A 23,913-nucleotide genomic window follows, 5' to 3' on the forward strand; every position below is an offset into this window, starting at 1 on the left:
TGGGTGAAAAAAGAGAATCAACCATATAGTTTAACAGAGCCTATTAAATAACCTCATTGAAGGGAGGTGACAAAAATGAAAAAAGAATGGCAAACTCCAAAATTAGAAGTACTTAACATTAACATGACTATGGGAGGTCCTGGTATAACCATCCCTGATGGTGTGCAGAATGATCCAGATGAAATGGTTCACCATAGTTAATTAAAGATTTGATTGTTTTCCCCTAGTAATAACTGCTCTTATACAATTTTTAAGGTATAAGGGCTTTGATTAATTTTTCTAGTATTTGGAGTGAAAGAGATGGTAGAGATTGTACAAAATTTAGGTTATAGAGCTTTCGGATTGAACCTTTTTAGTGAAATACCCCTTCCTGAAGTACCCAGACTCGGAATTTCCAAGGACATGACCGATGTGGAAATTGAATACGGGGATTTATCAGAGCTTTGGGAGAAGCAAGTTCTTTTGCCAAAACAAAAATATGTTGTTGAGGATCATATGGTTATGTTTCAAGTTCCTGGCATTGCCATATTTAAGATTCAAGAAGGAAAGAAAATTACCGTTTCACCTATATCAAATTCTGATGAGGATCATATTCGACTATATATTCTTGGAACATGTATGGGGATTATCTTACTTCAGAAAAAAGTATTACCTTTGCATGGAAGTGCAATAGATATAAATGGGAAGGCATATGCATTTATTGGTGATTCAGGGGCGGGGAAATCAACACTTGCTGCTGCCTTTTTAAAAGAAGGATTTCAACTTTTAAGTGATGATGTTATCCCTGTTTCTCTATCAAAAGACAATAAACCCTTTATAACTCCCTCATATCCACAACAAAAACTATGGCAAGAAAGTTTACAGGCTTTTGGAATAGAAAAGAAAGATTACCAGCCTTTATTTGAAAGGGAAACAAAATTTTCTGTACCAGTTACGTCTAGTTTTTCAAATAAACCTTTACCATTAAGCTCTGTATTTGAATTAGTAAAAACAGAGCATGGAGAAGTTACACTACAAAAAATAAATCAACTAGAACGTTTCCGAACTTTATTCTGTCATACATATCGTAATTTTTTAGTCCCACGATTAGGCTTAATGGAGTGGCATTTTATGGAGTCGGTAAATATTTTAAATAAAATCCATATGTATCAATTGCATCGGCCTAACACAGGATTTACAGTCAATAATCTTGTATCTCAAATATTAGAAAATATAAACGAGGAGGATTCTTTATTTTGAAAACACAACAAATTACGTTAGAAAAAACGATTGTACAAAGTGAGGGTAACATCGCAAGTGACATGGATGGAGAAAAAGTGATGTTAAGTGTTCAAAAAGGAAAGTATTATAATTTAGGTGAATTGGGTGGAGAGATATGGGATCTACTGAAGGAGCCCATTACGATTCATGAGTTAGTTACAACATTACAGTCTCAATATGATGTAGCTCAAACCGAGTGTGAGGAACAAGTTACGGACTTTATAAATCAATTGTTAGAGCAAGGCCTAGTAAGAATAGAAGATAGAATCAATTCCTAGTATCATGAATTTCTAGCTCTAGGAGGAAACAATGAATATCACAAAGAAAGCTCGTAATTTTCTTCGATTGAATTATAAAACAAAGCTGCTGCTTATTGAGGCCTTTTTACATTTAGGTAGAGCCCGTTTTCTTAAGAGCATCTCATTTTCAAAAGTTGCTCCTTCACTAGGTGAACAAATGAAAGAGACATCATATACCTGCAATTCATCGAATAAAGAGGTTTTAGTCAGTATATCGCGAGCTATCCATATTATGAGTCGCTATACTTTTTGGGAAAGCCAATGCCTTGTAAAAGCAATGGCTGGAATGAAAATGCTTGAGAACAGAAATATTGGTAGTACTCTTTATTTAGGTACAGCTAAAGATGAGAATGGAGAACTCATTGCACATGCTTGGCTACGTAGCGGTCCTTTTTATATAACCGGTGCTGAAGTGAAGGATAGGTTCACGGTCGTTTCTAAATTCGCTAAAGAGAACAGTGATGAAAATCTAGAAGAACAAGAATCTAGTTAACGTTCTCGATACATATTATAACAGGGGGAACGTTTAACACGATTTCCTCCAGAAACGATTGTTTATAAGTATATATCGAAACAAATCCCTAGTTCTTCGAATCACCAACCCCATTCGTTTATTATATCCATTAAGTAGAAGTTCTTATAAACCTACAATGTGCCCCAATACCTTTCCTTCAAATGTCGTAATTCAGCAATATTGCAAAATGCTATGTAGACATTCGGGATAACAAAGAAACAAGCTCTGTGATAGGAGGATATGATTTTGAAGCATCTCTTGCATTTTACCAAGCGGATACATGATTATTCGGGGAAAATTCTATATATCAATCTTATTTGTATGATTTTAGTAGGTTTATTTGAGGGTGTAGGAATTTTCTTATTAATCCCGTTGATTGGATTGACCGGTATTTTAGATATTAGTACAGAGGAAGTTCCTTTTTTAAGTTGGGTTAATGAATTATTCACAGGAATTCCTGAAACGATTAGTCTTTTATTGATACTGGGAGTTTACGTGTTATTAATGGTTGGACAAAGTATTTTTAAGAGGAATCAAACAATATTAGGAGTGAAAATCCAACAAGGTTTTATTAGACATTTAAGAGATGAGGCCTATGGAGGTTTGCTGCAAGTAAATTGGGGATTTTACCTGAAAAAGAGGAAAACTGATATTATCAACATTATGACAAATGAAACTTTTAATGTGAGTGCAGGTATTAATTTATTCTTACAGTTCTTATCTTCTCTTATCTTTACTTTCATTCAAATCGTTATAGCACTTTATCTATCTGTTACAATGACTAGTTTTATCATAGTTTTTGGATTGATTCTAATCTTCTTCTCCAGGAAATTCATCAAAAAGTCTCAGTCTTTAGGAAAAGAAAATTTTCAACTAACACAAACATATTTAGCGGGTATTACGGATCACCTTAATGGAATGAAGGATATCAAAAGTAATTCATTAGAAGATTCTCATTTAAGTTGGTTTCTTTCCTTAACTGAAAAAATGGAAAAAAACAGAATTATGTTAATTACATTAAATACAACTTCTCAAATGATCTTCAAAATTGTTTCTTCACTTTTAATTGCGATTTTTGTCTTTTTTTCGATAAAGATGTTCATGGCCCAGCCAGCACAATTAATGTTGATAATGGTTATTTTTTCAAGATTATGGCCAAGGTTTACAAGTATCCAATCTAATTTAGAACAAATAGGATCTACTCTTCCATCTTTTAAGGCATTGTTAGATTTACAAAATGAATGTAGGAAAGCAAGAGAGTTATATAATTCAGATTATGAAAATAGTAAATCTATTGAAATTAAACATGGGCTAGATTGTCGTAATGTCTACTTTAGGTATAATTCAAATGAAGGTACGTATGCACTTAAAAATATAAATGTGAACATACCATCTAACCGTATGACGGCTATTGTAGGCCGATCAGGGGCGGGAAAAAGTACTTTAATTGATCTATTAATGGGATTAAATCAACCTGATTCGGGCGAGGTCAGAATAGATGATATCCCACTTACTAGTGATCACTTATTATCACTAAGGAAATCAATTAGTTATATACCGCAGGATCCGTTTCTCTTTAATGCGACTATACGGGAAAATTTGATGATTATTGACCCTAATGCAAGCGATGAATCCATTTGGGAGTCTTTAGAGTTCGCCGCTGCAGATGATTTTGTCAGTAAGCTTCCACAAGGTCTTGATACACTCATTGGTGATCGGGGAATTCGACTGTCAGGAGGAGAAAGACAACGACTTGTACTAGCTCGAGCTATTTTACGTAAACCCTCTATCCTTGTCTTAGATGAGGCAACAAGTGCTTTAGATACGGAAAATGAAGCGAAGATTCAAGCCGCTATCGAAAGGTTAAAAGGATCGATGACCATTATCGTAATTGCTCATCGGTTATCGACAATTCGTAATGTGGATCAAGTATTGGTAATGGATCAGGGAGAAATTATTCAAGTCGGTGAATATAACCAACTAGCGAGTGAAAAAAGAGGGATGTTTAGCAATTTACTAGGTATCCAAATAGAATCAAGTGTGTGATTCTCTAAATAAAGCGGATTTGCTGACCTTTCTTTAAAACATTGGGTAGACACTTATGGACTTGAATTTAATTAACATTACAATAAAAAATGGTATTTCCAGCATTTTTTATTGTTATAAAGAACGAAAGGTTCTTTGAATGTTATGAAGTAACAAGCTTTTTTCTTATGAATAGGTTTAACATAGGGATATATGACATAACAATGCATAGTTAAATAAGAATAGAAATAAAAAAATGAATTTTTATTATGTAGATTAATCAATCAAATAATGGGTGTTGTTAAAAGTAATTAAAGAAATAGTAACTTTAAAAAGCTATGATTCATATCTAGAGAGCGGTTGCTCTATTGACTGGGTTAATTAAGAAAGGATGAATTTTTTTAAAATGCCTTTATACCAAATGAGAGAAATATGGACACCCTTAAAATTAGTTGGAGTTAAGTTTTTTAAATCCGATGATAATAGTATTTTCATCAAGGTTTTTAACCAACATCGAAAAAGGTTAAAGTAATATGTTTCGATATAAGGAGTATTAACCTAAATGTACCTCCAAAGTGTTAGGAGAACCACTTTAGCAGAACATCTAGCGTGTTAAATAAAAGTCATTAGTTTGTTTATTGAGAGACTAAAATAAAAAAGATTTAGGCTCCTTAGTATGTGTGGTTTTAAAGATCCATCATGTACTAGCCCGAGGAATTTTACATAAACCATCGATCCTTGTTCTAGATGAAACAACAAGTGCCCGAAAGACTCAAAGGAACCTTGACCATTATTGTAATTGCTCATCGGTTATAGACGAATCTTAATGCTGATCAGAATTGGTTTCGGATTAGGGTGAAGAAGCATAAAACCTTCACCCTTTTTAATTCCGCTCCTAGTAACACGAATCTCATAAATCCCGGTTCAGCCTAAACTAGAACACCTTAAAAAAGTTGTCTAGTTAAGTGTAGGTATCCATTTGGAAAGAGAAAGAAAGAGAGAGGTAAGTAATTGTAAGTGGTATGAGAAAACAGTGACAAAATCCAAGGTTTAATAGTAGGAAAATGACAGGCATCACACAAAGACAGTTGTTTTTGTGTGGTGCCTGCCATTTTTATCCTACTTAAGCTGTATCATTTCAAATATTAGTTGGGTAAGCACCACTAAAACAGGCTATACAGCGGCTGCTAGTTTCTCCAAGATCCACATCTACAACCTCTAATAACCCTTCGGTGCTTAAAAAGGCTAATGAATCTGCCCCGATAACCTGTCCCATAGCCCGTTCGTGTTCGTGTTTGTTGGCAAACAGTTCTTCCTTAGTTGGCATATCCACTCCATAAAAACATGGATTTCTAACCATGGGTGAACTAATTCTTACATGGACTTCCTTGGCACCTGCTTGCCGAATCAATTCGACAATACGCTTGCTTGTCGTTCCCCTAACAATCGAATCATCGACTAATACCACTCTTTTTCCTTCCAAAATTTCTTGAACAGCGCTTAATTTCAGTCGAACAGCTAAGTCGCGCAATTCTTGCGTGGGCTCAATAAATGAACGACCAGCATAAGGGTTTTTAATAATCCCCATTTCATATGGAATTCCTGATTGGTGGGAAAAACCAATGGCGGCAGGGACGCTTGATTCGGGAACTGCAACGACAACATCAGCTTGTGTCGGATGTTCTTTTGACAGAATTTCACCTAATTCCTTCCGGATTGTTAAGACACTTCTTCCTTGAATAACGCTATCCGGACGGGCAAAATAGACAAATTCAAAGGAACAAAGGGAAACCTTACCTTTTTCCGCAAATCTTCCAGTTTGAATTCCATTTTCATCTATAAGAAGCCATTCACCCGGTTCAACTTCCCGCCAGAACTTAGCATCAACCGCATTTAAAGCGCATGTTTCTGAGGAGGCGACGATTGATTCACCAATTTTTCCAAGGCTAAGCGGACGTAACCCATGACTATCCAGGGCAATTAGCATTTGTTTTTCAGTCATTATAATCAAGGCAAATGAACCGTCGATACGTTTAAGCATATCAGGTGCGCTTTCTGCGAAGTGCTGTTTACTTGAACGAGCTATTAAGTGAGCAATAATTTCAGTATCGGTTGTTGTTTGAAATATGCTTCCCTGCTGTTGTAACACATCCCGTTCTATCCTTGCATTTACGAGGTTGCCATTATGAGCAACAGCCAGGTCCCCCTCGCTATATTTAAAAACGAGGGGTTGTGCGTTTTGCAGTAAACTTTCACCAGAAGTTGAATATCGTACATGACCAATGGCCATATTTCCGCTTAGTCCATCAAGGATGTCCCGTGTAAATACTTGGGTAACTAATCCCATTCCCCTGTGATTCCTGAATGATTTCCCATCACTAGCCACAATGCCTGCACTCTCCTGACCACGGTGTTGAAGTGCATGAAGTCCGTAATAAGTTAATTCGGCTGCTTTGGGGTGATTAAACACTCCAAATACCCCGCATTTCTCCTGCATTTCTGAATCCATTTTTCTCTTCCTCTCGTTGATATCCTTTTTGTTATTTTTGGCAAAAGGTGAATTTCTATCCTTTTTATTTACTAATCGGAAAATGGATATGGGATTAAACAAATTGCAGCCATAAAAACAGTTCTATGGAACAGATAGGGATAATTGCTTAGCATCAATGAATAAAACCTTGCTATAAAAGACATTTGGGTATAATGGAATATTTTGAATTTAAGTAATTTGTATGATTTATAGTAAACTATATAGTAAAGAACAGATATTAATTTATAAGAACTAGCCCATTATAAAAATAGTGAATAATACAGTTAATATTTTTGCCGATTTGACGATACTTTAATATGAAGATCAAGTAAAGGGACTTCGCAGAAAGCGCTATCAGATAGCTGACATCAAAATATAAGGAGAATATTTGATGACAAAAAACAAATTTATTACGTTCGAGGAAGCTTATGAAAAGAAAGAAAGAAGTAAGAAAATTTTTATTGGGTCTTATATTACTATTATTTTAATCTTGATTTCATTATTGACTTTTTTTCTTGGTAAATCATAACGGGTGTTTAATAGGGCTGGGAAATCAGTCCTTTTTTTGTGTTAAGAAGGAAGTTCACGAACAGTCAGGTTACAGCCATGTTATGGTTTGTAATGCTGGCTTTTTTTCTTAGGGGAAATTAATTAAAACTGAATTAATAGTTCAAAATATTATTTTTGTGAAATAGCAAATATGAAAATTAAATAGCGATTATATCTCTATTTTTAATAAAAGTGTTTTATATAAAACGTATTATACCAATGTTTTTCCATTGTAATGTCACTTTTTGATGAATGATGTTGAAAAATGACATAAAAAAACGAATAGTATTATGAGCTATTATTACGTTTTTAAGTATAATTAACATTAATATAGTTTTAATTAAGGGTGTATTTTTTGAGGGCATGATGGTTTACTTAGCACCATGGAACTAGGGAATCGAAAGACTTTTTCAAGGGATTTATTAATCTTGGAGAATAATTAATGTGAAATATTCTTGAGAAAGGCAAACCTATTGAAAAGTAGGGACGCAAAATTACAGGTCTAAGGCTATATGCTAAGACGGCTGTGTTACCACAAGTAGGGTGGGATTTATCATGGAAGCTAACAATGAACGGGAAGAATGGGTTTATCTAATTTCAGAGGCTAAAAGTTTAGGATTATCTATTGAAGAAGTGCGGGAGTTCATAAAAGGAAAATGAAAAATTATCTTAGGGAAGGCTGTTATACAGTCTTCTTTTTTTATTTTCATTACACGAAATTACCGTATAGGTATCTAGAATAAAGAACATGGGGACAATAATAAAAATACTACCTAAATGAGAGGGATTTTTATTATGGATGGACTTAATGCTTTTATGAAGGGGTTAATATGGGGAACATTATTCAGTATACCGCTATGGTTGTCATTTTTCGGTTGGATAAAAATAATCATGAATTTTATAAAGTAAGCGCTTAATTAAAATTTTACCTAGGCAGGATTTAACATGATAATCATAGAATTTAGTTACTGTACATAATGCTTTAGTCGTAACCTACTACATATGTAAGAAATATAGCCTATAAAAAAATAGTTATTTATACTTAATATTTTTGGTAATGTGCCGATACTACATATAGAGCTAAAGCAAAGGGACTTCGCAGAAGGCGATGTCAGATAGCTGGCATCAAAATAAAAGGAGATTATTTGATGACAAAACACAAATTTATTACGTTCGAGGAAGTTTATGAAAAGAAACAAAGAAGCAAGAAAATTTTTATTGGGACTTATATTACTATTGTTTTAGTTTTGATTTCATTAATGACTTATTTTATGGGACAAGCATAATATGGGATATCGAAGGGGCTGAGGAATCGGCCTTTTTTTATACACACATATTGACTAGTAGTATTTCTTTCCACTTTGAATATGAAGGAAATGTTAATTTTTAGTTACTTTTCTGAAAAAATAGTAGATTTCCACTTGCCATTCTTTACTATATATGTGATTATCAAATAAAGAGCTATATTCCTCATTTTTTTAAAAAAAGGGAATAGGACAACAGTATGAAGAAGCGGCTCGATAATATTGGAGTGGGAATTTCTAATGGATTTTTTTGATATTTTAAAAGACACTTTTGCCAAGGGTGAGTCTGGACAAGATGTTACTGTAAATGAACTTATGGAGGATATTAAGGAGAAATTAAGTGGGATCATTGAAGAACCTGAAAGAATATGAACCGTAGATACTTCGTCCCGGGCTTATTGACGTTGGGGTTTGGAAACTAACCGGTGGCCGTCCCCTTAATGGCAGGATGTCATCCTGGACACGTCTGGCGGTTTGCTAGGAATCTTCTTTTCTTGTTTTGATGAAGAAGGCGCCATTGAATCTGCAGAACTCATATGGTACATATCATGAAGGAGCATGTCTACAATATGCTTCTTTTTTGTCTTTTATGAATGATAACCTGTGAAGGTGAAGAGAAAAAGTAAGAATCTAATAGGCGTTTTTGGTGAGTATTCTCCTGGTACCAATGCTTGTATCATTTTTCATTGGACTAGCGGTTGAAAAATCGTTTCAAAACTGAGATTTCAGAATCGGGCAGATAATGTGCAAAATAGGTCACATGTATTTTTACAGCATATGGATGTGGAGTCCTTTCAGTATGATGTAGGCCGTTCTAAGAAAGTGAAGAACTGGAAGTTGGATAAGAGTGGAAGGCTGCATAAAACGGCCTATGAAATTCCAGTTACACAGGTCTTCAATTCTCGCTTTGGAATGTTTACTTTGAAACAAAATTGCTATGTCGTCAAAGAAAAAGGCGAATGGCGTATATTATGGGATTATCAGTTTGAATAGATTCCTCTCCTTTTTCAGGCTCAAGTTCGTTTTATTGAAAAGGGAGAGGTGATGCTCTCATGTAATGATACAAAGATCTACTTCTCATGAAACATATTTCATTCTTGAACGATCACTGATGGCTTTCAGAATAAACATTTTGTCCTGTGTGCTTAGCATAGCCCAGCTGCCTGCTTTGATTTTCATTTAAATCCACTCCTTTTGTTTAGGATTATTTATTATAGTTGATGAATGATGGTTGATGGAATTCCGGGTCCAAAGAATAATAGTGACAAGTGATGAAAGGGGCAAGGGGAAGATGGAATTTTGAGCTCATATTAGATTATACCGTCTTTTTATGCCTAATAAACAACAAAAATTCCAACAAATCTCTACAATTGGTGTTCGTTTTTTGTCAGAATATTGGACGGGGAAAATGAAAAAGCTGTCAGGATGCGGGTCCGGACAGCTTTTTCATTTTTTCTTATTTTATGGATAATTGTTCTTTTAATTCGGAATGAACCTTTTCTTTTTCTTCATCCGACACAATATAATAGTAGATTCCGTCGATTTTCGTTCCGTTGCCATTTATGGATGATTGGGTAATGCTTTTGCTTGCATCCCGATAGTTCTTTTGGATGTCCATCATGTCATCAAACGTCAAATTCGTCTGGATATTATTACCGAGTGCATCGAAGACTTCATCGTATTTCGTCAGAGAGGAAACGCTCGCTCCTTTTTTAATGACGGCTTCGATGATGGAACGTTGTCTAGATTGACGGCCGAAATCACCACTCGGATCATCATGTCTCATTCTTGAATAGGCAAGGGCTTCTTTCCCAGTAAGAGTATGCGTACCTTTTGCAAAATGAATGCCATCAGATGTGAAGTCCAAATCGTTTTGCACAGTCACACCGCCGACTGCGTCAACGATATCCTTAAAGCCTTCCATATTGATCTTCATATAATAGTCGATTGGGATATCAAGGAAGTTTTCAACGGTATCCATGGACATTTTCGCGCCGCCGAAGGCAAATGCATGGTTGATTTTATCCTGTGTACCATGACCGACGATCTCGGTCCGTGTATCACGCGGAATGCTTAGCATTTTGACCGATTTCTTTTGTGGATTGACGGTCAGGACGATCATTGTATCTGAACGGCCTTTATCGCCATCACGTTCATCGACACCGAGCATGAGCATCGAGAAGGGCTCTTGATCTGATAGTGCAAGGTCTTTCGTTCGTTTATCCGTGGTCCGGTCTATTGGTGTATGCATCGTGTCAACGGTTTTTGTTAGAGAATTCCAAACGGAGTAGGCAAAAGCTCCCCCTGCTAGTATAAAAAGTAGGACAATTATCCCAGCTACTTTCAGCCATGTCCGTTTCTTTTTCTTCTTTTTTTCATGTCTCATATAATACTTCCTTCCTCTTTTTGTTACCACTTACTCTATTATATTTAATTTTCCTTTAAAAGAATAGTATATTTTGTTATTTTATAATACCTTTGACATTTTTTAGTGTAATTTTATTCTATGTAACTAGAACAGTGGCGATGAGGGTGGGAAATTAAAATCGTTTAGATGTTTAGTGCTAAAGGAGTGGATAAATGGAAAATCCATGCTTACCTGATTATAATTGAACATGTAGGTATATTATTCATTTCCTTTTTAGCGGCGAGATATATGAAGCGGCTGGTCGTTTTTATCTTAGTACATCGGTTATCATAATGATACAGCCGCATATCATGAATCCTCCTTATACTTTGCTTGATATAACCAATAAAACAAGTACCTGTGCAGGCTATAATAAATTAACGTGTTGCAAATGCTATTCATAAAGCAGCTGGGTTTATTTAATCAAAGTCTGAATTAATTTCTAGGAATCGTTGTGTACTTTAAATCATGATTTCAGCTAATTCGTCTATCTCACTCTTTTTAATACCCATTCAAATTAGTCTTACAAATTCCTAACGACTTCTTCATGTTTTATTTCTTCTTTGACTGTACCCAGTCGAAAAAGTCATCCCTAAAAACCCTCTTGGACCTTTTTAAACGAATTAAAGGAAAATCGGGATTTCCCATGTATTCATCAGCAGTTCTTTCACTTACATTTAAATAATCTGCCACATGCTCTACTGTTAATAGTTCAGGTAGTTGTGACTCATCGGTATCGTTCGTTATTATTTCATCCCTTTTTTCATAATTCAAGTAATTTATATGCCCTTCTCCAATACAAGCTGCTTCTTTCTTAGAACACTTGGGGCATGTCAGTGTCTCAATTTTATCTTCCAAAACAGAAAACCGAGATACTACTCCAAACAGTGTTGAACAATTTTCACATAAATATGTATAAATACCTTCCACTTTCAAATTTATCACTCCTTTGACTTATCATTCGTTAAACTAACAAAATCTATAAGGAGTCAATCTGAAATGTGTTGGGTTTATGCGTTTTTCATTATGATGCTTCACCCCTACAGACAGCCTTGAACGGTAAAACGAGTGCCCGAATGCCCATTTCAAAATGAAGAACGGAACTTCGGAAAAAATTCCGGAGTTTTTTCATCAAAAAGTAAGGCCTTTTTTCACAATTTGAATAGACTGGAAAAAGTGATTCTCCAAATGAGTTTTCTAGGCGTACGACGATTTACTACAAAATGGGTGATTAGCAGAGTCCGTATTAGAAAGAAGGCGCATATATATGCAGTACGGATATCACTAAAGTATAAATAACTATTGGAGGCTAAAGGAAAAATGGAAGAGACTGTTGGTTTACCGTACCTTGAAGCTTTAACAGGGAAATTTGTGAAGGTGTTTAAAGGCGGGCCTGAATCTAGAGAAGGCAAGCTTTTAGCAGTGTTAAGCGATTATATCGTCATTCAAACAGGACAAAATCAAGAAAAAAATCAAGAACAAAATCAAGAACAAAATCAAATCGTGTATTTCGCCATCGAGCATTTGAAAATCGTTGTCGCGAATGCGAAGAAAGCTCAGGTTGATTTTTTGCCGATCAACGACGAAGAACTTGTATATCCAGCAAATTTTTTAGCAGTGCTAAAATCACTTCAAACTAGCTGCATTCAAGTGAATGGCGGCGGTCCGGCATCAAAAATTGGCCGGGTTATTGATGTGAAAGAGGAATTTTTAGTGTTATCCACGGAGAAAGAAGGTCTTGTTTTATACCCGATTTCCCATATTAAAAGTGTAACATTGGTGGAACAATCGTTCACTGAATTCTTGCCTGAATTTGTATATAACGGTACAGATACACTTAATGGCCTATTAACTCGGTTAGTCCACAACTGGGTATCAGTTAGTGGTGGAGGACCTGAGAAGGTTGAGGGCATTCTGATGGAAGTGGCTGACACGTACCTTATCGTCGTGCATAATGAAGAATTATTTTATGTGCCAACTGACCATGTCCAATTCGTAGGATTATCTGTGAAGAGAGAGGAAGAGAAAGAGGAAAAAGAAGAGAGCGGAGGGGAAAACGCTAAATCTGAAGGTTCTGCAAATGGAGGCGCGTCAAACGGATCAACACAAGAAAGCAGCTCATCAGACGAAAGCAGCTCATCAGACGAAAGTAGTTCTTCATTTGAAGGCTCTGCATCAAATGGATTAGGGAGAGGCAGACGTACTCGTTCAAATGCATTCAAGCAAATATGGATTGAGAACCTAATCAAAGCATCATCTCAAAACACACGTTAAAAGAAATACCTACAGGTACAGCAACCAAAAAGAGTTGTTGTGCCTTCTTATGGAGAATGGACATGCAGTTGTAGACTGATATAGTTCTTGAGTTTAATACTTTCATTCCATAACAGCTTTTTACTATTGGAACTAACGAGACAATTGTTTTAAAAGATAGGTAAGGCTGCAGTATCAAAAATGGGACAAAACATTATTTGCTTTTTGGATATGATTGATTTAAATAGAAAGGAGGACAACACTTGTTATCAAATCATATTGACCAGTATATGGAACTGGAGCTCACTGGAAATATCTATGAAGCGGGGATATTAATTGAAGCTAACTCGGACATCATAGTCTTGTACACGGGAAAAGTGTACCGCTACATTCCTTTTAAGCACATTAAAAATTTTTCCTTTCCCATGATCGATGAGGAGATTGGTTCGGGGGAGGTGCCGGAAATCGACGAGACATCGTTCCGAAAGTTGTTGATGAACGCGAAGGGGATGTTTGTAGAAATCATGCTCACTAAAAAAGATTCGGTCCATGGTTATATCGTTGGCATCATGAATAACTATTTTGTCTTTTATTCGCCTGTATTCAAAACGATGTTCATCTCGATGGATCATTTGAAGTGGCTTTCGGTGTGTGATGATGTAAACGGGCCTTACGGTTTGAACAAAGCAGAGCAACTTGCACAGGTCTCTACTATAAGCTGGGCAAGGACTTTGGAGGAACAGGTAAAAAAGTTAGCCAATAAGCTGGTGGTGCTGGACTTAGGGATGCATCCGAAGAATATTGGGAAGATCAGTACGGTGAAAAACGGCATCATTGAGATGGCGGATGCTCATGGGGAGGAGATTTTTGTCAATATGAGGCATGTAAAAAGCTTTCATTTCCCACAATAAAAAAACTCCGGGTCTGAAGCGATCCGGAGTTATTTCTTTTTCTCGATATTTTCGTAGACCAAGGTAAGGGCTTGTTCGAATTTCCCGCTCTTTTTTGGTTTGTAATATTTTTTGCTGCGAAGTTTGTTCGGTAAGTATTGCTGCTTTACCCAGCCATTTTCGTAGTCATGCGGATATAGGTAGCCGATACCGCGTCCGAGATCCGTGGCTCCTTTGTAATGGGCATCCTTAAGATGGTCCGGTACGTCTCCACTATGGCCGCTGCGAATGTCAGCAAGGGCTGCATCAATTGCGGAAATGGCTGTATTCGATTTAGGTGATAGGCATAATTCGACCACTGAGTTGGCAAGTGGAATCCGGGCTTCAGGAAAACCGAGTCGTTCTGCGGCTTCGACTGCAGCGAGTGCCCTGGGACCGGCCTGTGGATTGGCAAGACCGACATCTTCGTAGGCGATGACGACCAAGCGGCGTGCGATGCTGACAAGATCGCCCGCTTCGACCAAGCGACCCAAGTAATGAAGGGCTGCATTCACATCACTTCCTCGAATTGATTTTTGAAATGCCGACAGGACGTCATAGTGAGCATCACCGTCCTTGTCATGTGAAAAGCTTTTTTTCTGCATGCATTCCTCGGCAATTTGCAGATCGATGTTGATCGTTTCGGATTCATCAGGTTCGGTCGAAATGACGGCGAGCTCTAGAGCGTTAAGGGCACTGCGGACATCTCCGTTCGAAGCAGTCGCGAAATGGGTAAGGGCATCAAAGCTGACATCCGTTTTATATGCACCAAGTCCTCGCTCTTCATCAAGAAGTGCCCGTTCCAGGGCTTTGATTATATCAGTGGTTTCCAATGATTTGAGCTCGAATATCTGGCACCTGCTTCGGATTGCCGGATTGATTGCATGATAAGGGTTGCTTGTCGTTGCACCGATCAAAGTAATCATTCCGTTTTCGAGATAAGGCAATAGGAAATCCTGCTTCGCTTTATCGAGACGATGAACCTCATCGAGTAGCAGTATCACTTTACCAGACATTTTCGCCTCAGCTGCGACGATTTCCATATCTTTTTTATTATTGGTCACCGCATTCAGCGTCCGGAAAGCAAACTTCGTACTTCCGGCAATCGCACTTGCAATCGATGTCTTGCCAATTCCAGGCGGTCCATACAGAATCATGGAGGATAGCTGCTTGGCTTTAACCATCCTCGCGATAATTTTCCCTTCACCGACCAGATGCTCCTGCCCGATGATCTCATCAATCGATCGAGGCCGCATCCGGAAAGCAAGCGGTTTAATATTCATTGCGCACCTCTCCTTTTTATATAAGGTATCACAAGTTGTGGGGGAAATGCGCTGATTATGCTGTGAATGACGGTGAATTCGTATTCAATCCGACCTTCAAGCTTGATAATTCGTCCTAGCTTTCTATGAGTGAACTTAGTAGATAGACTCTGCCTTTGGTTTGGCCGGAATGATCCAGTTTCATTGAAGGTAATAATTTTTTTGCGCTGGAAGGGGATTGGAGTTGGAGGGAGTTTCGAAATTCGCTGTTGGTAATGGAAGGCTTAACGAGATATACATAATCTAAAAGTGCCGAAATATGAGCATCATGGAAGTACCCAAACATGTATGGCAAATCCACTTTCTTTGCCGTTCTATGGTATATGCATGACATTTATGGCAGAAAACACCGGCCCTTGCGTATTATTTTTCTATTAACCTCCTTTTTCTCCGCCCGAATGATAGTGGAAGAATTAGCACTGACAACTAGTGTTTCAACTGGAAGGTTGTTCATTTTTTTGTTTTTAACCAGTCTAACAGATGCTCGCGCTGCCGTTCACTTGCAATATTGGATCGTCAAAAGCTTCGATTTTTCCATCTGGATTTGTGCGGATCAGTTGATTAAATGCGTGGTCGAGAAAAGACGGAGGTTATGAAAGAGTAGATACTCTTTTTTAGGAAGGGCTTTAAGAGATTGGAAGACTCTGTATTCACCATTGAATCCTGCCCTGATTTTTTTGATATCTTCGTTCATGAGAGCCTCTAGCATGTCGATTTTTAATGGCATCTAGCAATCTTTAATGATCATGGTAATCACTCCTTAAAGATTTAAGTAGAGTATTCTCCTTTAATAAATTGGCTTCCTGTAATTTGGTGAAGCTAACTGAATCAAAGAATCGAACTTTCGTTTAATCCGTCCGCCATAACACTAGTGATTTCATTTTTCCTATCTCTCCAATTAGGATAATTTGACAAATGGAGGGTGGGTGAATGCATTTCTGGCGGGAATATGCTATAATTTCAAAAGAATTTAGAAACGGATAAATAATTTGAGGTGTATATGTATGAAGATATCTACTAAAGGCCGTTATGGTTTAACGATTATGATCGAGCTTGCTAAACATTATGGAGAAGGCCCGAAAAGTTTGAAATCGATTGCCCAGACGCATAATCTGTCCGAGCATTATTTGGAGCAGTTGATTGCGCCACTTCGTAATGCGGGGTTGGTGAAGAGTGTCCGCGGTGCGTATGGCGGGTATGTCTTGTCTAAGGATCCTCAGGAGATTACTTCGGGTGATGTCATCCGTGTATTGGAAGGTCCGATTACCCCCGTTGAAGGGATTGAGGATGAAGAGCCGGTTAAGCGCCAGCTTTGGATTCGCATTCGCGATGCGGTGAAGGATGTATTGGATAATACGACGCTGATGGATTTGGCGAGCTACAAGGATACGGGAGAAATCGATTCTTATATGTACTATATTTAAGTGATTAGCAATGCGCCTATTATGTAGGCGCTTGCGTTTTTTAATGGAGGCGACAATAAAGTGGAAAGAATATATTTAGATCATGCTGCGACTTCTCCGATGCATCCGAATGTGATCGATAGAATGATGACAGTCATGAGCCATGACTTTGGTAATCCATCGAGCATTCATGCTTTCGGGCGGGAGGCGCGCCATGTTTTAGATGAGGCGCGTTCGAGCATTGCAACAAGTGTCGGTGCCGGACGGAATGAAATCATTTTCACGAGCGGTGGAACAGAAGCGGATAATATGGCGATTATCGGCGTTGCGAATGCGAATAAAGAAAAAGGCAAGCACATCATTACGACGGAGATTGAGCATCATGCTGTTTTGCATACATGTCAATTCCTTGAGAAGTCTGGCTTTGAAGTCACATATTTACCTGTGAATGAAGCGGGGCTTATTTCAATTGACGATTTAAAGGCGGCATTGAGGGACGATACGATTATGGTTTCGGTCATGTATGGCAATAACGAGGTGGGGACCATTCAGCCGATTGCTGAAATTGGACAACTCCTTAAAGGTCATCAAGCCATTTTCCATACGGATGCGGTTCAGGCATATGGTTTGATCTCTATCGACGTTCGTGGGCTGGGTGTGGATTTGCTAAGTGTTTCAGCACATAAAATCAACGGTCCCAAAGGAATCGGCTTCCTATATATGCGTGAAGGCTTGAAGCTGAATCCACATTTATATGGCGGGGAACAAGAACGAAAACGCCGTGCGGGCACGGAGAGTGTGCCGGCAATTGCTGGTTTTGCCGAAGCGGTTTTGATTGCTCAAAGCATGATGGATAAGAAAACGGAGCAATACTTGCAATTTAAAGACGTATTGCTTGCCGTCTTTGACGAGGCGGATGTACAATATGAAATTAACGGATCTATGGAGCAGTCACTGCCACATGTGCTGAATGTTAGTTTTCCGGGTACGAATGTGGAATCGATGCTGGTTAATCTGGACTTGGCCGGTGTTGCGGTATCAAGTGGGTCTGCATGTACGGCAGGGTCAATCGATCCTTCGCATGTGCTTGTTGCGATGTTTGGAAAAGATTCGGAGCGAACGAAGAATTCGATTCGTTTCAGCTTCGGTTTGAACAACACGGAACAGGAAGTCAGGCAAGCGGCTGAAACAACCGTGAAAATCGTTAATAGATTAGTGAGAAAATAATTCTTGCTTTAAATAAATGAGGTGACAGGATGAATAAAGCACCACAGGATACCCGCGTCGTCGTGGGTATGTCAGGAGGCGTTGATTCCTCTGTGTCAGCCCTGCTGTTGAAGAATCAAGGCTATGATGTGGTCGGGATTTTCATGAAGAACTGGGACGATACAGATGAAAACGGAGTCTGTACAGCAACGGAAGATTACAATGATGTAATAGCGGTTTGTAATCAAATCGGCATCCCTTATTATGCGGTCAATTTCGAAAAGCAATATTGGGATAAAGTGTTCACATATTTCTTGGAAGAGTATAAAGCGGGCCGCACTCCAAATCCGGATGTTATGTGCAATAAGGAAATCAAGTTCAAGGCATTTCTTGAACATGCGGTAAGTCTTGGTGCGGATTATGTGGCAACTGGACATTACGCACAAGTTGAATACCGGGATGGCGAATACAAAATGCTTCGCGGTGTCGATAACAATAAAGATCAAACGTACTTCTTGAATCAGCTTACTCAAGAGCAATTGGAAAAAGTCATGTTTCCACTTGGACACATCGATAAGAAGGAAGTCCGTGAAATTGCGAAAGAAGCGGGTCTTGCAACAGCAACGAAAAAAGATTCAACAGGCATCTGTTTTATCGGTGAACGCAATTTCAAAGAGTTTTTAAGTAATTACCTTCCAGCTCAGCCTGGAGATATGGTCACGATGGATGGCAAAGTGATGGGCAAGCATGATGGATTGATGTATTACACAATCGGTCAGCGCCACGGTCTAGGGATAGGCGGAAGCGGCGAACCTTGGTTTGTTGCGGGAAAAGACTTGAAGCGTAATGTTTTATATGTGTGTCAAGGCTTTGATAATGATGTGTTGTATTCCAATTCCCTTCTTGCAGTGAATGTCAGCTGGGTAGCGGAACATATACCTGCAGGGGAATTTGTATGCACGGCAAAGTTCAGGTACCGTCAAGAGGATAGCGGCGTAAAAGTGAAGGTCATGGAAAATGGTGATGTCGAAGTCATTTTTGACGAAGCAGTCCGCGCAATCACACCTGGACAAGCAGTCGTATTCTATGATGGAGAAGTATGCCTTGGTGGCGGTACGATTGATGAAGTATTTAAAAAAGGTGAAAAACTGACTTACGTAGGGTAAAATGAGCATGTCCCCAGCTGTGTTTGCGGTTGGGGACTTCTTTTTGATTGCGGGTTCGGTCTGAATTAGACCACTGGCTTGTGCTATACTTTTTATTATAAAAATGGAGTGTGAATGAACATGGATAAGAATCAACAAGGAATTGAATTAATGCAACAAGGGAAATACGAAGAAGCGGCGAAAGTTTTCAATGAGGCGATCGAGGAAAATCCGAATGAGCCTGTTGCCTACATAAATTTTGGGAATGTACTGACTGCAGTGGGTGAAACGGATAAAGCCGTAAAGTTTTACAAAAAGGCGATTGAGCTGGATGAAAATGCAGCAGCGGCTTACTATTCATTAGGGAACCTATACTATGAGTCCGATGCAAAATTAGTCGAAGCGAAGGATATGTTTGAAAAAGCGATCCGTTTGGGACTGGAGAACAGCGATGCTTACTTTATGCTTGGATTGACATTGATGGCGTTGGATCAACCGAAATTGGCGATGCCTTATTTACAGAGAACCGTGGAGTTGAGCCCTGAGGATGTAGATGCGCGATTCCAATATGCGCTATGTCTAGCTAATGCGGAATTGTATGATGAATTGATCAATCAACTGAATTTAGTGGTGGAACAGGATCCGGGCCATGCAGACGCCTATTATAATTTAGGTGTAGCGTTTGCCGGGTATCGTGAAGATGCGCAAGCGGCGATGGCTTATTTTGATAAAGCATTGGAGGCACAGCCTGACCATATGCTGGCTGCGCACGGTAAGAAACTGATGGAAGAAATGAATGCAGAGTAAATAGAAGGCATATGCATGGAAAGGTGGGGAGAAGCGTTGAGCCAGCAAGATTCGTTGGATTTGTTTTCAGAAGAGAAAATGTTCATGAAAGGAAGTCATTTAGTGACGATCTTTCATAATGAAGAAAATATGTACTCGGTTGTAAGAATTCGTGTGCATGAAACGAATCTGAATTATGAAGAGAAGGAAGCTGTCGTAACCGGATATTTTCCAAAGATGCATGAGGACGAGATTTATATTTTTTATGGAGCGATGAAGGAACATCCGCGTTTTGGCCTTCAATATCATGTTGAGCATTTTCGCAAGGATTTACCCCAATCCAAGGAAGGCATCGTCAGCTATTTATCCGGTGACCTGTTCAAAGGCATTGGGAAAAAAACAGCCGAGAGCATTGTTGAGACACTAGGGGAAAAGGCAATTTCCAAAATTCTGGCTCAGCCTTCGTTACTTGATGATATCCCGAAGTTATCTGGGGAAAAGGCAAAGGGTCTCTATGATACATTAGTGGAGCATCAAGGTCTGGAGCAGGTGATGATCGCCCTGAATCAATATGGTTTTGGTCCTCAGCTGTCGATGAAGATTTATCAAATGTATAAACAGGATACGATCTCGATGGTTCAGGGAAATCCTTATAAGCTTGTAGAGGATATTGAAGGGATTGGTTTTGGACGGGCGGATGAGCTTGGGAATCAGCTTGGCATTTCCGGCAGTCATCCCGACCGAATCAAGGCAGCCTGCTTGTACACCCTTGAATCACAATGCCTCCAGGACGGAAATATCTACATAGAAGCTGAGCAGCTTTTGGAAGCGGTCAAGCGCCTGCTTGAGGAAAATAAACGGGATCGGATTGAGTTCACGAACATTTCCTCGGAAATAATCGAATTGACGCAAGCGGGGAAAATCGTTGTCGAGGATCAACGAATTTATCCGCCCTCCTTATTTTATTCCGAAAAAGGAATCATAATGAACATCAAGAGATTGCTTTCTCAAACCGAGTATGAAGATCAGTTCCCGGAATCGGAGTTTTTGCTGGCACTTGGCAAGCTGGAAGAGCGGCTAGATGTATCCTATGCTCCAGCTCAAAAGGAAGCGATCCAAACAGCCCTGCAGTCACCCATGTTAATCTTGACGGGGGGGCCGGGTACCGGTAAGACAACAGTAATCAAAGGGATCGTTGAGCTCTATGCAGAGCTGCATGGCGTATCGATGGACATTCACGATTATAAAAAAGAGGGCAGCGATCCATTTCCATTCGTACTTGCGGCTCCTACTGGCCGTGCAGCGAAACGCATGGCTGAATCGACAGGACTCCCCGCCGTTACGATTCACCGTCTACTGGGGTGGAACGGGAGTGAAGGGTTTTCCCATGATGAGGATAATCAGTTGGATGGCCGTATCGTAATCATCGATGAGGTTTCGATGGTGGATACATGGCTTGCCCATCAATTGTTTAAAGCTTTGCCGGAAAATGTCCAAGTGATATTGGTTGGTGATGAAGATCAGCTCCCATCAGTCGGCCCTGGACAGGTATTAAAGGATTTGCTTGCATCGAATTGTGTACCGACTGTCAGTCTTGAGCATATTTATCGTCAAGCTGATGGTTCATCGATCATTGAATTGGCCCATGATATCAAAAAAGGAAGACTTCCGGATGATGTCACGAAGCAGCAAGAGGATCGATCATTCATTCGCTGCCAGACTGGCCAAATCCCCCAAGTCATTGAGAAAGTGGTTGCGAATGCGAGGACGAAGGGTTTTACGGCAAAAGATATACAGGTGCTGGCTCCCATGTATAGAGGTCCTGCCGGGATTGATGCATTGAATAAAATGCTTCAGGAAGTTTTCAATAGCAATGTGAATGAAAAACGGCGGGAAATTAAATTTGGTGACGTGATCTACAGAACGGGAGATAAAGTCCTTCAACTGGTGAATCAGCCGGAGGAGGGTGTCTTTAATGGGGATATGGGCGAAATCGTGTCCATATTGTTCGCTAAAGAAAATACCGATCATGTCGATAAAGTAATCATATCGTTTGAGGGGATAGAAGTAACATACACGAAACAGGATTTGAACCAGATTACACATGCATATTGCTGCTCCATCCATAAGTCGCAGGGTAGCGAGTTCCCTATTGTCATTTTACCAGTAGTGAAAAGTTATTATCGGATGCTCCGTCGTAATTTATTGTATACGGCGATTACCCGCAGTAAAAATTTCTTGATTCTTTGTGGTGAAGAAGATGCATTCCGTTTAGGAATCGAACGTAATGATGAGATGCGCCGGAAAACGACTTTGCGTGAAAAGCTGCGAGAGGCTCTGAGTGAAGAAGATCTGCCAGTGGAAAAGGGAGAGGTACATGAGGAACAGGCAAGTTATCTTGATATCCTCATGCATGCAGACCCGATGATCGGGATGGAAAATGTCACGCCTTATGATTTCATATAGGGTGACTGTTTCGTTCCTTCATAAATTTTGTTTTAAACTCATAGTTTTGGTGGAACCATTATAAAATATAACTTATATGTGAAAGAGTAGGGGGATTTGAATGAAAAAAGGATGGATAATAGGGTTAGTCGTTGTCGTTTTACTGATCATTTATGGGGTATCTTCGTACAACGGCCTTGTTAGTGCCAATGAAGACGTCGACAATAAGTGGTCACAGGTGGATAATCAATTGAAGCGAAGAGCGGATTTGATTCCGAATCTTGTCGAAACGGTAAAGGGCTATGCAAAGCATGAAACGGAAGCCATTAAAGCGGTGAGTGATGCACGATCGAAGTTAGCTGGTGCCAGTTCGACTGAAGATGCGATAGCGGCCGATCAAGAAATGAGTGGGGCCTTAAGCCGTCTTTTGGTGGTTGTCGAGAACTATCCGGATTTAAAGGCTAATGAGAACTTTAAGGGCCTCATGGATAGTTTGGAAGGAACGGAAAATCGTCTGACGGTAGCCCGAAAAGACTATAATGATGAAGTTACCACATATAATAAGGCCATTAAACGCTTTCCGAAAAATATGATGGCAGGCGCGTTCGGGTTCGAGGCTAAACCATATTTTGAAGTGACCGATCAAGAAAAAGAAACTCCTAAGGTTGATTTCGGGAGCGATAAATAATGAAAAAACTCGCTGTGTTTGCGCTATTCTTCATTCTCATGTTCAATTTAGCAAACGTAGTCGCAGCACAACCTAACATTCCTAAGCCTGTTGGGGATATCTATGTCCAGGACTTCGCTGGAGTACTCGATGATCAGGAGAAATCCGAACTCATCGAACTTGGAAAACGGTTGGATGATGCCACAAAAGCACAGATTTCCGTTTTGACGGTTGATTCGATGGAAGGATCCGAGATCGAGGAATACTCGGTCGAGGCATTTAGATCATTCAAGCTTGGTGATGCCGAGCTGAACAATGGAGTCCTCATTGTGCTGGCCATGGAAGAACAGAAAATCCGTATTGAAGTGGGGTACGGTTTGGAAGGGGCCATTACCGATATAAAATCTGGACAGATTTTGGATAATGTGGCTATCCCTGCGCTGAAAGAGGGTAAATATGATGCTGCCCTGACGGAAACCTATAAGGCCGTGTATAACGATGTCACGAAAGAATACGACCTAGGTGACGATTTTCATCAAGATCTCTCCGTTCAGCAAGGATCAGAGTCAGATACCTTTCAGCCATCACGTTTACAGATTTTTCTCATCATCATCGGTGTCATCATTGTGTTCATCCTTGATGCCAAGTTCTTCAAAGGATTTTTACTTCAAACATTACTTAATATCCTTTTGATGTTCATTAGTCGCGGAGGTGGCGGAGGCCGTGGCGGCGGTGGAGGCCCACGAGGCGGTGGCGGAGGAAGTTCCGGTGGCGGAGGTTCCAGCAGAGGATGGTAAGATGAGGTGACCGGGAAACCGGTCTTTTTTTATGCCATGTTTTTCGTAATGATGAACAATGGAAAACCTTTC

Annotated in this window: 21 protein-coding genes and 1 riboswitch; of the genes, 17 read left to right on the forward strand and 4 right to left on the reverse strand. The window is 39.4% G+C overall.

Annotation, left to right across the window (positions count from 1 at the left end):
- Nucleotides 1–75: 75 nt before the first annotated feature.
- The 5 genes from LQ203_RS01890 to LQ203_RS01910 all read left to right on the forward strand — a co-directional run bounded on the left by LQ203_RS01890 (nt 76) and on the right by LQ203_RS01910 (nt 4,119).
- Complete coding sequence (locus tag LQ203_RS01890) at nt 76–201, forward strand: paeninodin family lasso peptide (RefSeq protein WP_141521422.1); 126 nt, start codon at nt 76–78, stop codon at nt 199–201.
- Nucleotides 202–300: 99 nt separating this feature from the next.
- Complete coding sequence (locus tag LQ203_RS01895; RefSeq protein WP_230155117.1) at nt 301–1,239, forward strand: aldolase; 939 nt, start codon at nt 301–303, stop codon at nt 1,237–1,239.
- On the forward strand, nt 1,233–1,538 hold the full coding sequence (locus LQ203_RS01900) for a lasso peptide biosynthesis PqqD family chaperone (protein WP_230155368.1): 306 nt from the start codon (nt 1,233–1,235) through the stop codon (nt 1,536–1,538). Before LQ203_RS01895 ends, LQ203_RS01900 begins: the two co-directional genes overlap by 7 nt.
- Nucleotides 1,539–1,569: 31 nt before the next feature.
- On the forward strand, nt 1,570–2,052 hold the full coding sequence (locus LQ203_RS01905) for a lasso peptide biosynthesis B2 protein (protein ID WP_230155125.1): 483 nt from the start codon (nt 1,570–1,572) through the stop codon (nt 2,050–2,052).
- A 267-nt stretch (nt 2,053–2,319) separates the two neighbouring features.
- A complete protein-coding gene (locus tag LQ203_RS01910) occupies nt 2,320–4,119 on the forward strand; it encodes an ABC transporter ATP-binding protein (RefSeq protein WP_230155126.1) in 1,800 nt (599 codons plus the stop codon).
- 1,117 nt (nt 4,120–5,236) lie between these two features.
- Here the strand turns inward: LQ203_RS01910 and purF are convergent.
- Entirely contained in the window at nt 5,237–6,607 is a 1,371-nt protein-coding gene (gene purF / locus LQ203_RS01915; RefSeq protein ID WP_230155127.1) for an amidophosphoribosyltransferase, read from the reverse strand.
- Between the two features lie 1,023 nt (nt 6,608–7,630).
- Nucleotides 7,631–7,714, forward strand: a riboswitch (cyclic di-GMP riboswitch).
- Between the two features lie 18 nt (nt 7,715–7,732).
- Between purF and LQ203_RS01920 the strand changes: the two genes are divergently transcribed.
- The 3 genes from LQ203_RS01920 to LQ203_RS01925 all read left to right on the forward strand — a co-directional run bounded on the left by LQ203_RS01920 (nt 7,733) and on the right by LQ203_RS01925 (nt 9,474).
- Nucleotides 7,733–7,837, forward strand: a complete 105-nt coding sequence (locus tag LQ203_RS01920; protein ID WP_230155129.1) for an anti-repressor SinI family protein — start codon at nt 7,733–7,735, stop codon at nt 7,835–7,837.
- Nucleotides 7,838–8,721: 884 nt separating this feature from the next.
- Complete coding sequence (locus tag LQ203_RS27420; RefSeq protein ID WP_290370505.1) at nt 8,722–8,853, forward strand: hypothetical protein; 132 nt, start codon at nt 8,722–8,724, stop codon at nt 8,851–8,853.
- 372 nt (nt 8,854–9,225) lie between these two features.
- Nucleotides 9,226–9,474 carry a hypothetical protein gene (locus LQ203_RS01925; protein ID WP_230155131.1) on the forward strand — a complete coding sequence of 83 codons (249 nt, stop codon included), beginning with the start codon at nt 9,226–9,228 and terminating at the stop codon, nt 9,472–9,474.
- Nucleotides 9,475–9,937: 463 nt separating this feature from the next.
- On the opposite strand, the gene LQ203_RS01930 is transcribed toward LQ203_RS01925, so the two are convergent.
- A complete protein-coding gene (locus tag LQ203_RS01930; protein ID WP_230155133.1) occupies nt 9,938–10,867 on the reverse strand; it encodes a LytR family transcriptional regulator in 930 nt (309 codons plus the stop codon).
- Between the two features lie 573 nt (nt 10,868–11,440).
- Nucleotides 11,441–11,824: a hypothetical protein gene (locus tag LQ203_RS01935; RefSeq protein WP_356713694.1), complete on the reverse strand. Its 384-nt coding sequence runs from the start codon at nt 11,822–11,824 to the stop codon at nt 11,441–11,443.
- Between the two features lie 384 nt (nt 11,825–12,208).
- Between LQ203_RS01935 and LQ203_RS01940 the strand changes: the two genes are divergently transcribed.
- On the forward strand, nt 12,209–13,162 hold the full coding sequence (locus tag LQ203_RS01940; protein ID WP_230155135.1) for a hypothetical protein: 954 nt from the start codon (nt 12,209–12,211) through the stop codon (nt 13,160–13,162).
- Nucleotides 13,163–13,404: 242 nt separating this feature from the next.
- The gene (locus tag LQ203_RS01945; RefSeq protein ID WP_230155137.1) at nt 13,405–14,052 is read left to right on the forward strand and encodes a DUF2642 domain-containing protein; all 648 of its coding nucleotides are present in this window, start codon (nt 13,405–13,407) and stop codon (nt 14,050–14,052) included.
- A gap of 29 nt (nt 14,053–14,081) precedes the next feature.
- On the opposite strand, the gene LQ203_RS01950 is transcribed toward LQ203_RS01945, so the two are convergent.
- Entirely contained in the window at nt 14,082–15,353 is a 1,272-nt protein-coding gene (locus LQ203_RS01950) for a replication-associated recombination protein A (protein ID WP_230155139.1), read from the reverse strand.
- Between the two features lie 1,043 nt (nt 15,354–16,396).
- On the opposite strand from LQ203_RS01950, the gene LQ203_RS01955 reads away from it, so the two are divergent.
- The 7 genes from LQ203_RS01955 (at nt 16,397) to LQ203_RS01985 (ending at nt 23,841) form a co-directional block, all read left to right on the forward strand.
- Entirely contained in the window at nt 16,397–16,816 is a 420-nt protein-coding gene (locus tag LQ203_RS01955; protein WP_034308657.1) for an Rrf2 family transcriptional regulator, read from the forward strand.
- Between the two features lie 60 nt (nt 16,817–16,876).
- Nucleotides 16,877–18,022, forward strand: a complete 1,146-nt coding sequence (locus LQ203_RS01960) for a cysteine desulfurase family protein (protein WP_230155141.1) — start codon at nt 16,877–16,879, stop codon at nt 18,020–18,022.
- A 29-nt stretch (nt 18,023–18,051) separates the two neighbouring features.
- A complete protein-coding gene (mnmA, locus tag LQ203_RS01965) occupies nt 18,052–19,167 on the forward strand; it encodes a tRNA 2-thiouridine(34) synthase MnmA (RefSeq protein WP_230155148.1) in 1,116 nt (371 codons plus the stop codon).
- A 120-nt stretch (nt 19,168–19,287) separates the two neighbouring features.
- Entirely contained in the window at nt 19,288–19,953 is a 666-nt protein-coding gene (locus LQ203_RS01970) for a tetratricopeptide repeat protein (RefSeq protein WP_230155149.1), read from the forward strand.
- Nucleotides 19,954–19,968: 15 nt separating this feature from the next.
- Entirely contained in the window at nt 19,969–22,398 is a 2,430-nt protein-coding gene (locus LQ203_RS01975) for an ATP-dependent RecD-like DNA helicase (RefSeq protein ID WP_230155150.1), read from the forward strand.
- Between the two features lie 100 nt (nt 22,399–22,498).
- Complete coding sequence (locus LQ203_RS01980) at nt 22,499–23,065, forward strand: LemA family protein (RefSeq protein ID WP_230155151.1); 567 nt, start codon at nt 22,499–22,501, stop codon at nt 23,063–23,065.
- Nucleotides 23,065–23,841 (forward strand): TPM domain-containing protein, encoded by a 777-nt coding sequence (locus LQ203_RS01985; protein WP_230155155.1) that lies wholly within the window; start codon nt 23,065–23,067, stop codon nt 23,839–23,841. The genes LQ203_RS01980 and LQ203_RS01985 overlap by 1 nt, the downstream gene beginning before the upstream one ends.
- Nucleotides 23,842–23,913: the final 72 nt, after the last annotated feature.

The sequence above is a fragment of the Peribacillus sp. Bi96 genome (assembly GCF_918698115.1).
GTDB lineage: Bacteria > Bacillota > Bacilli > Bacillales > DSM-1321 > Peribacillus.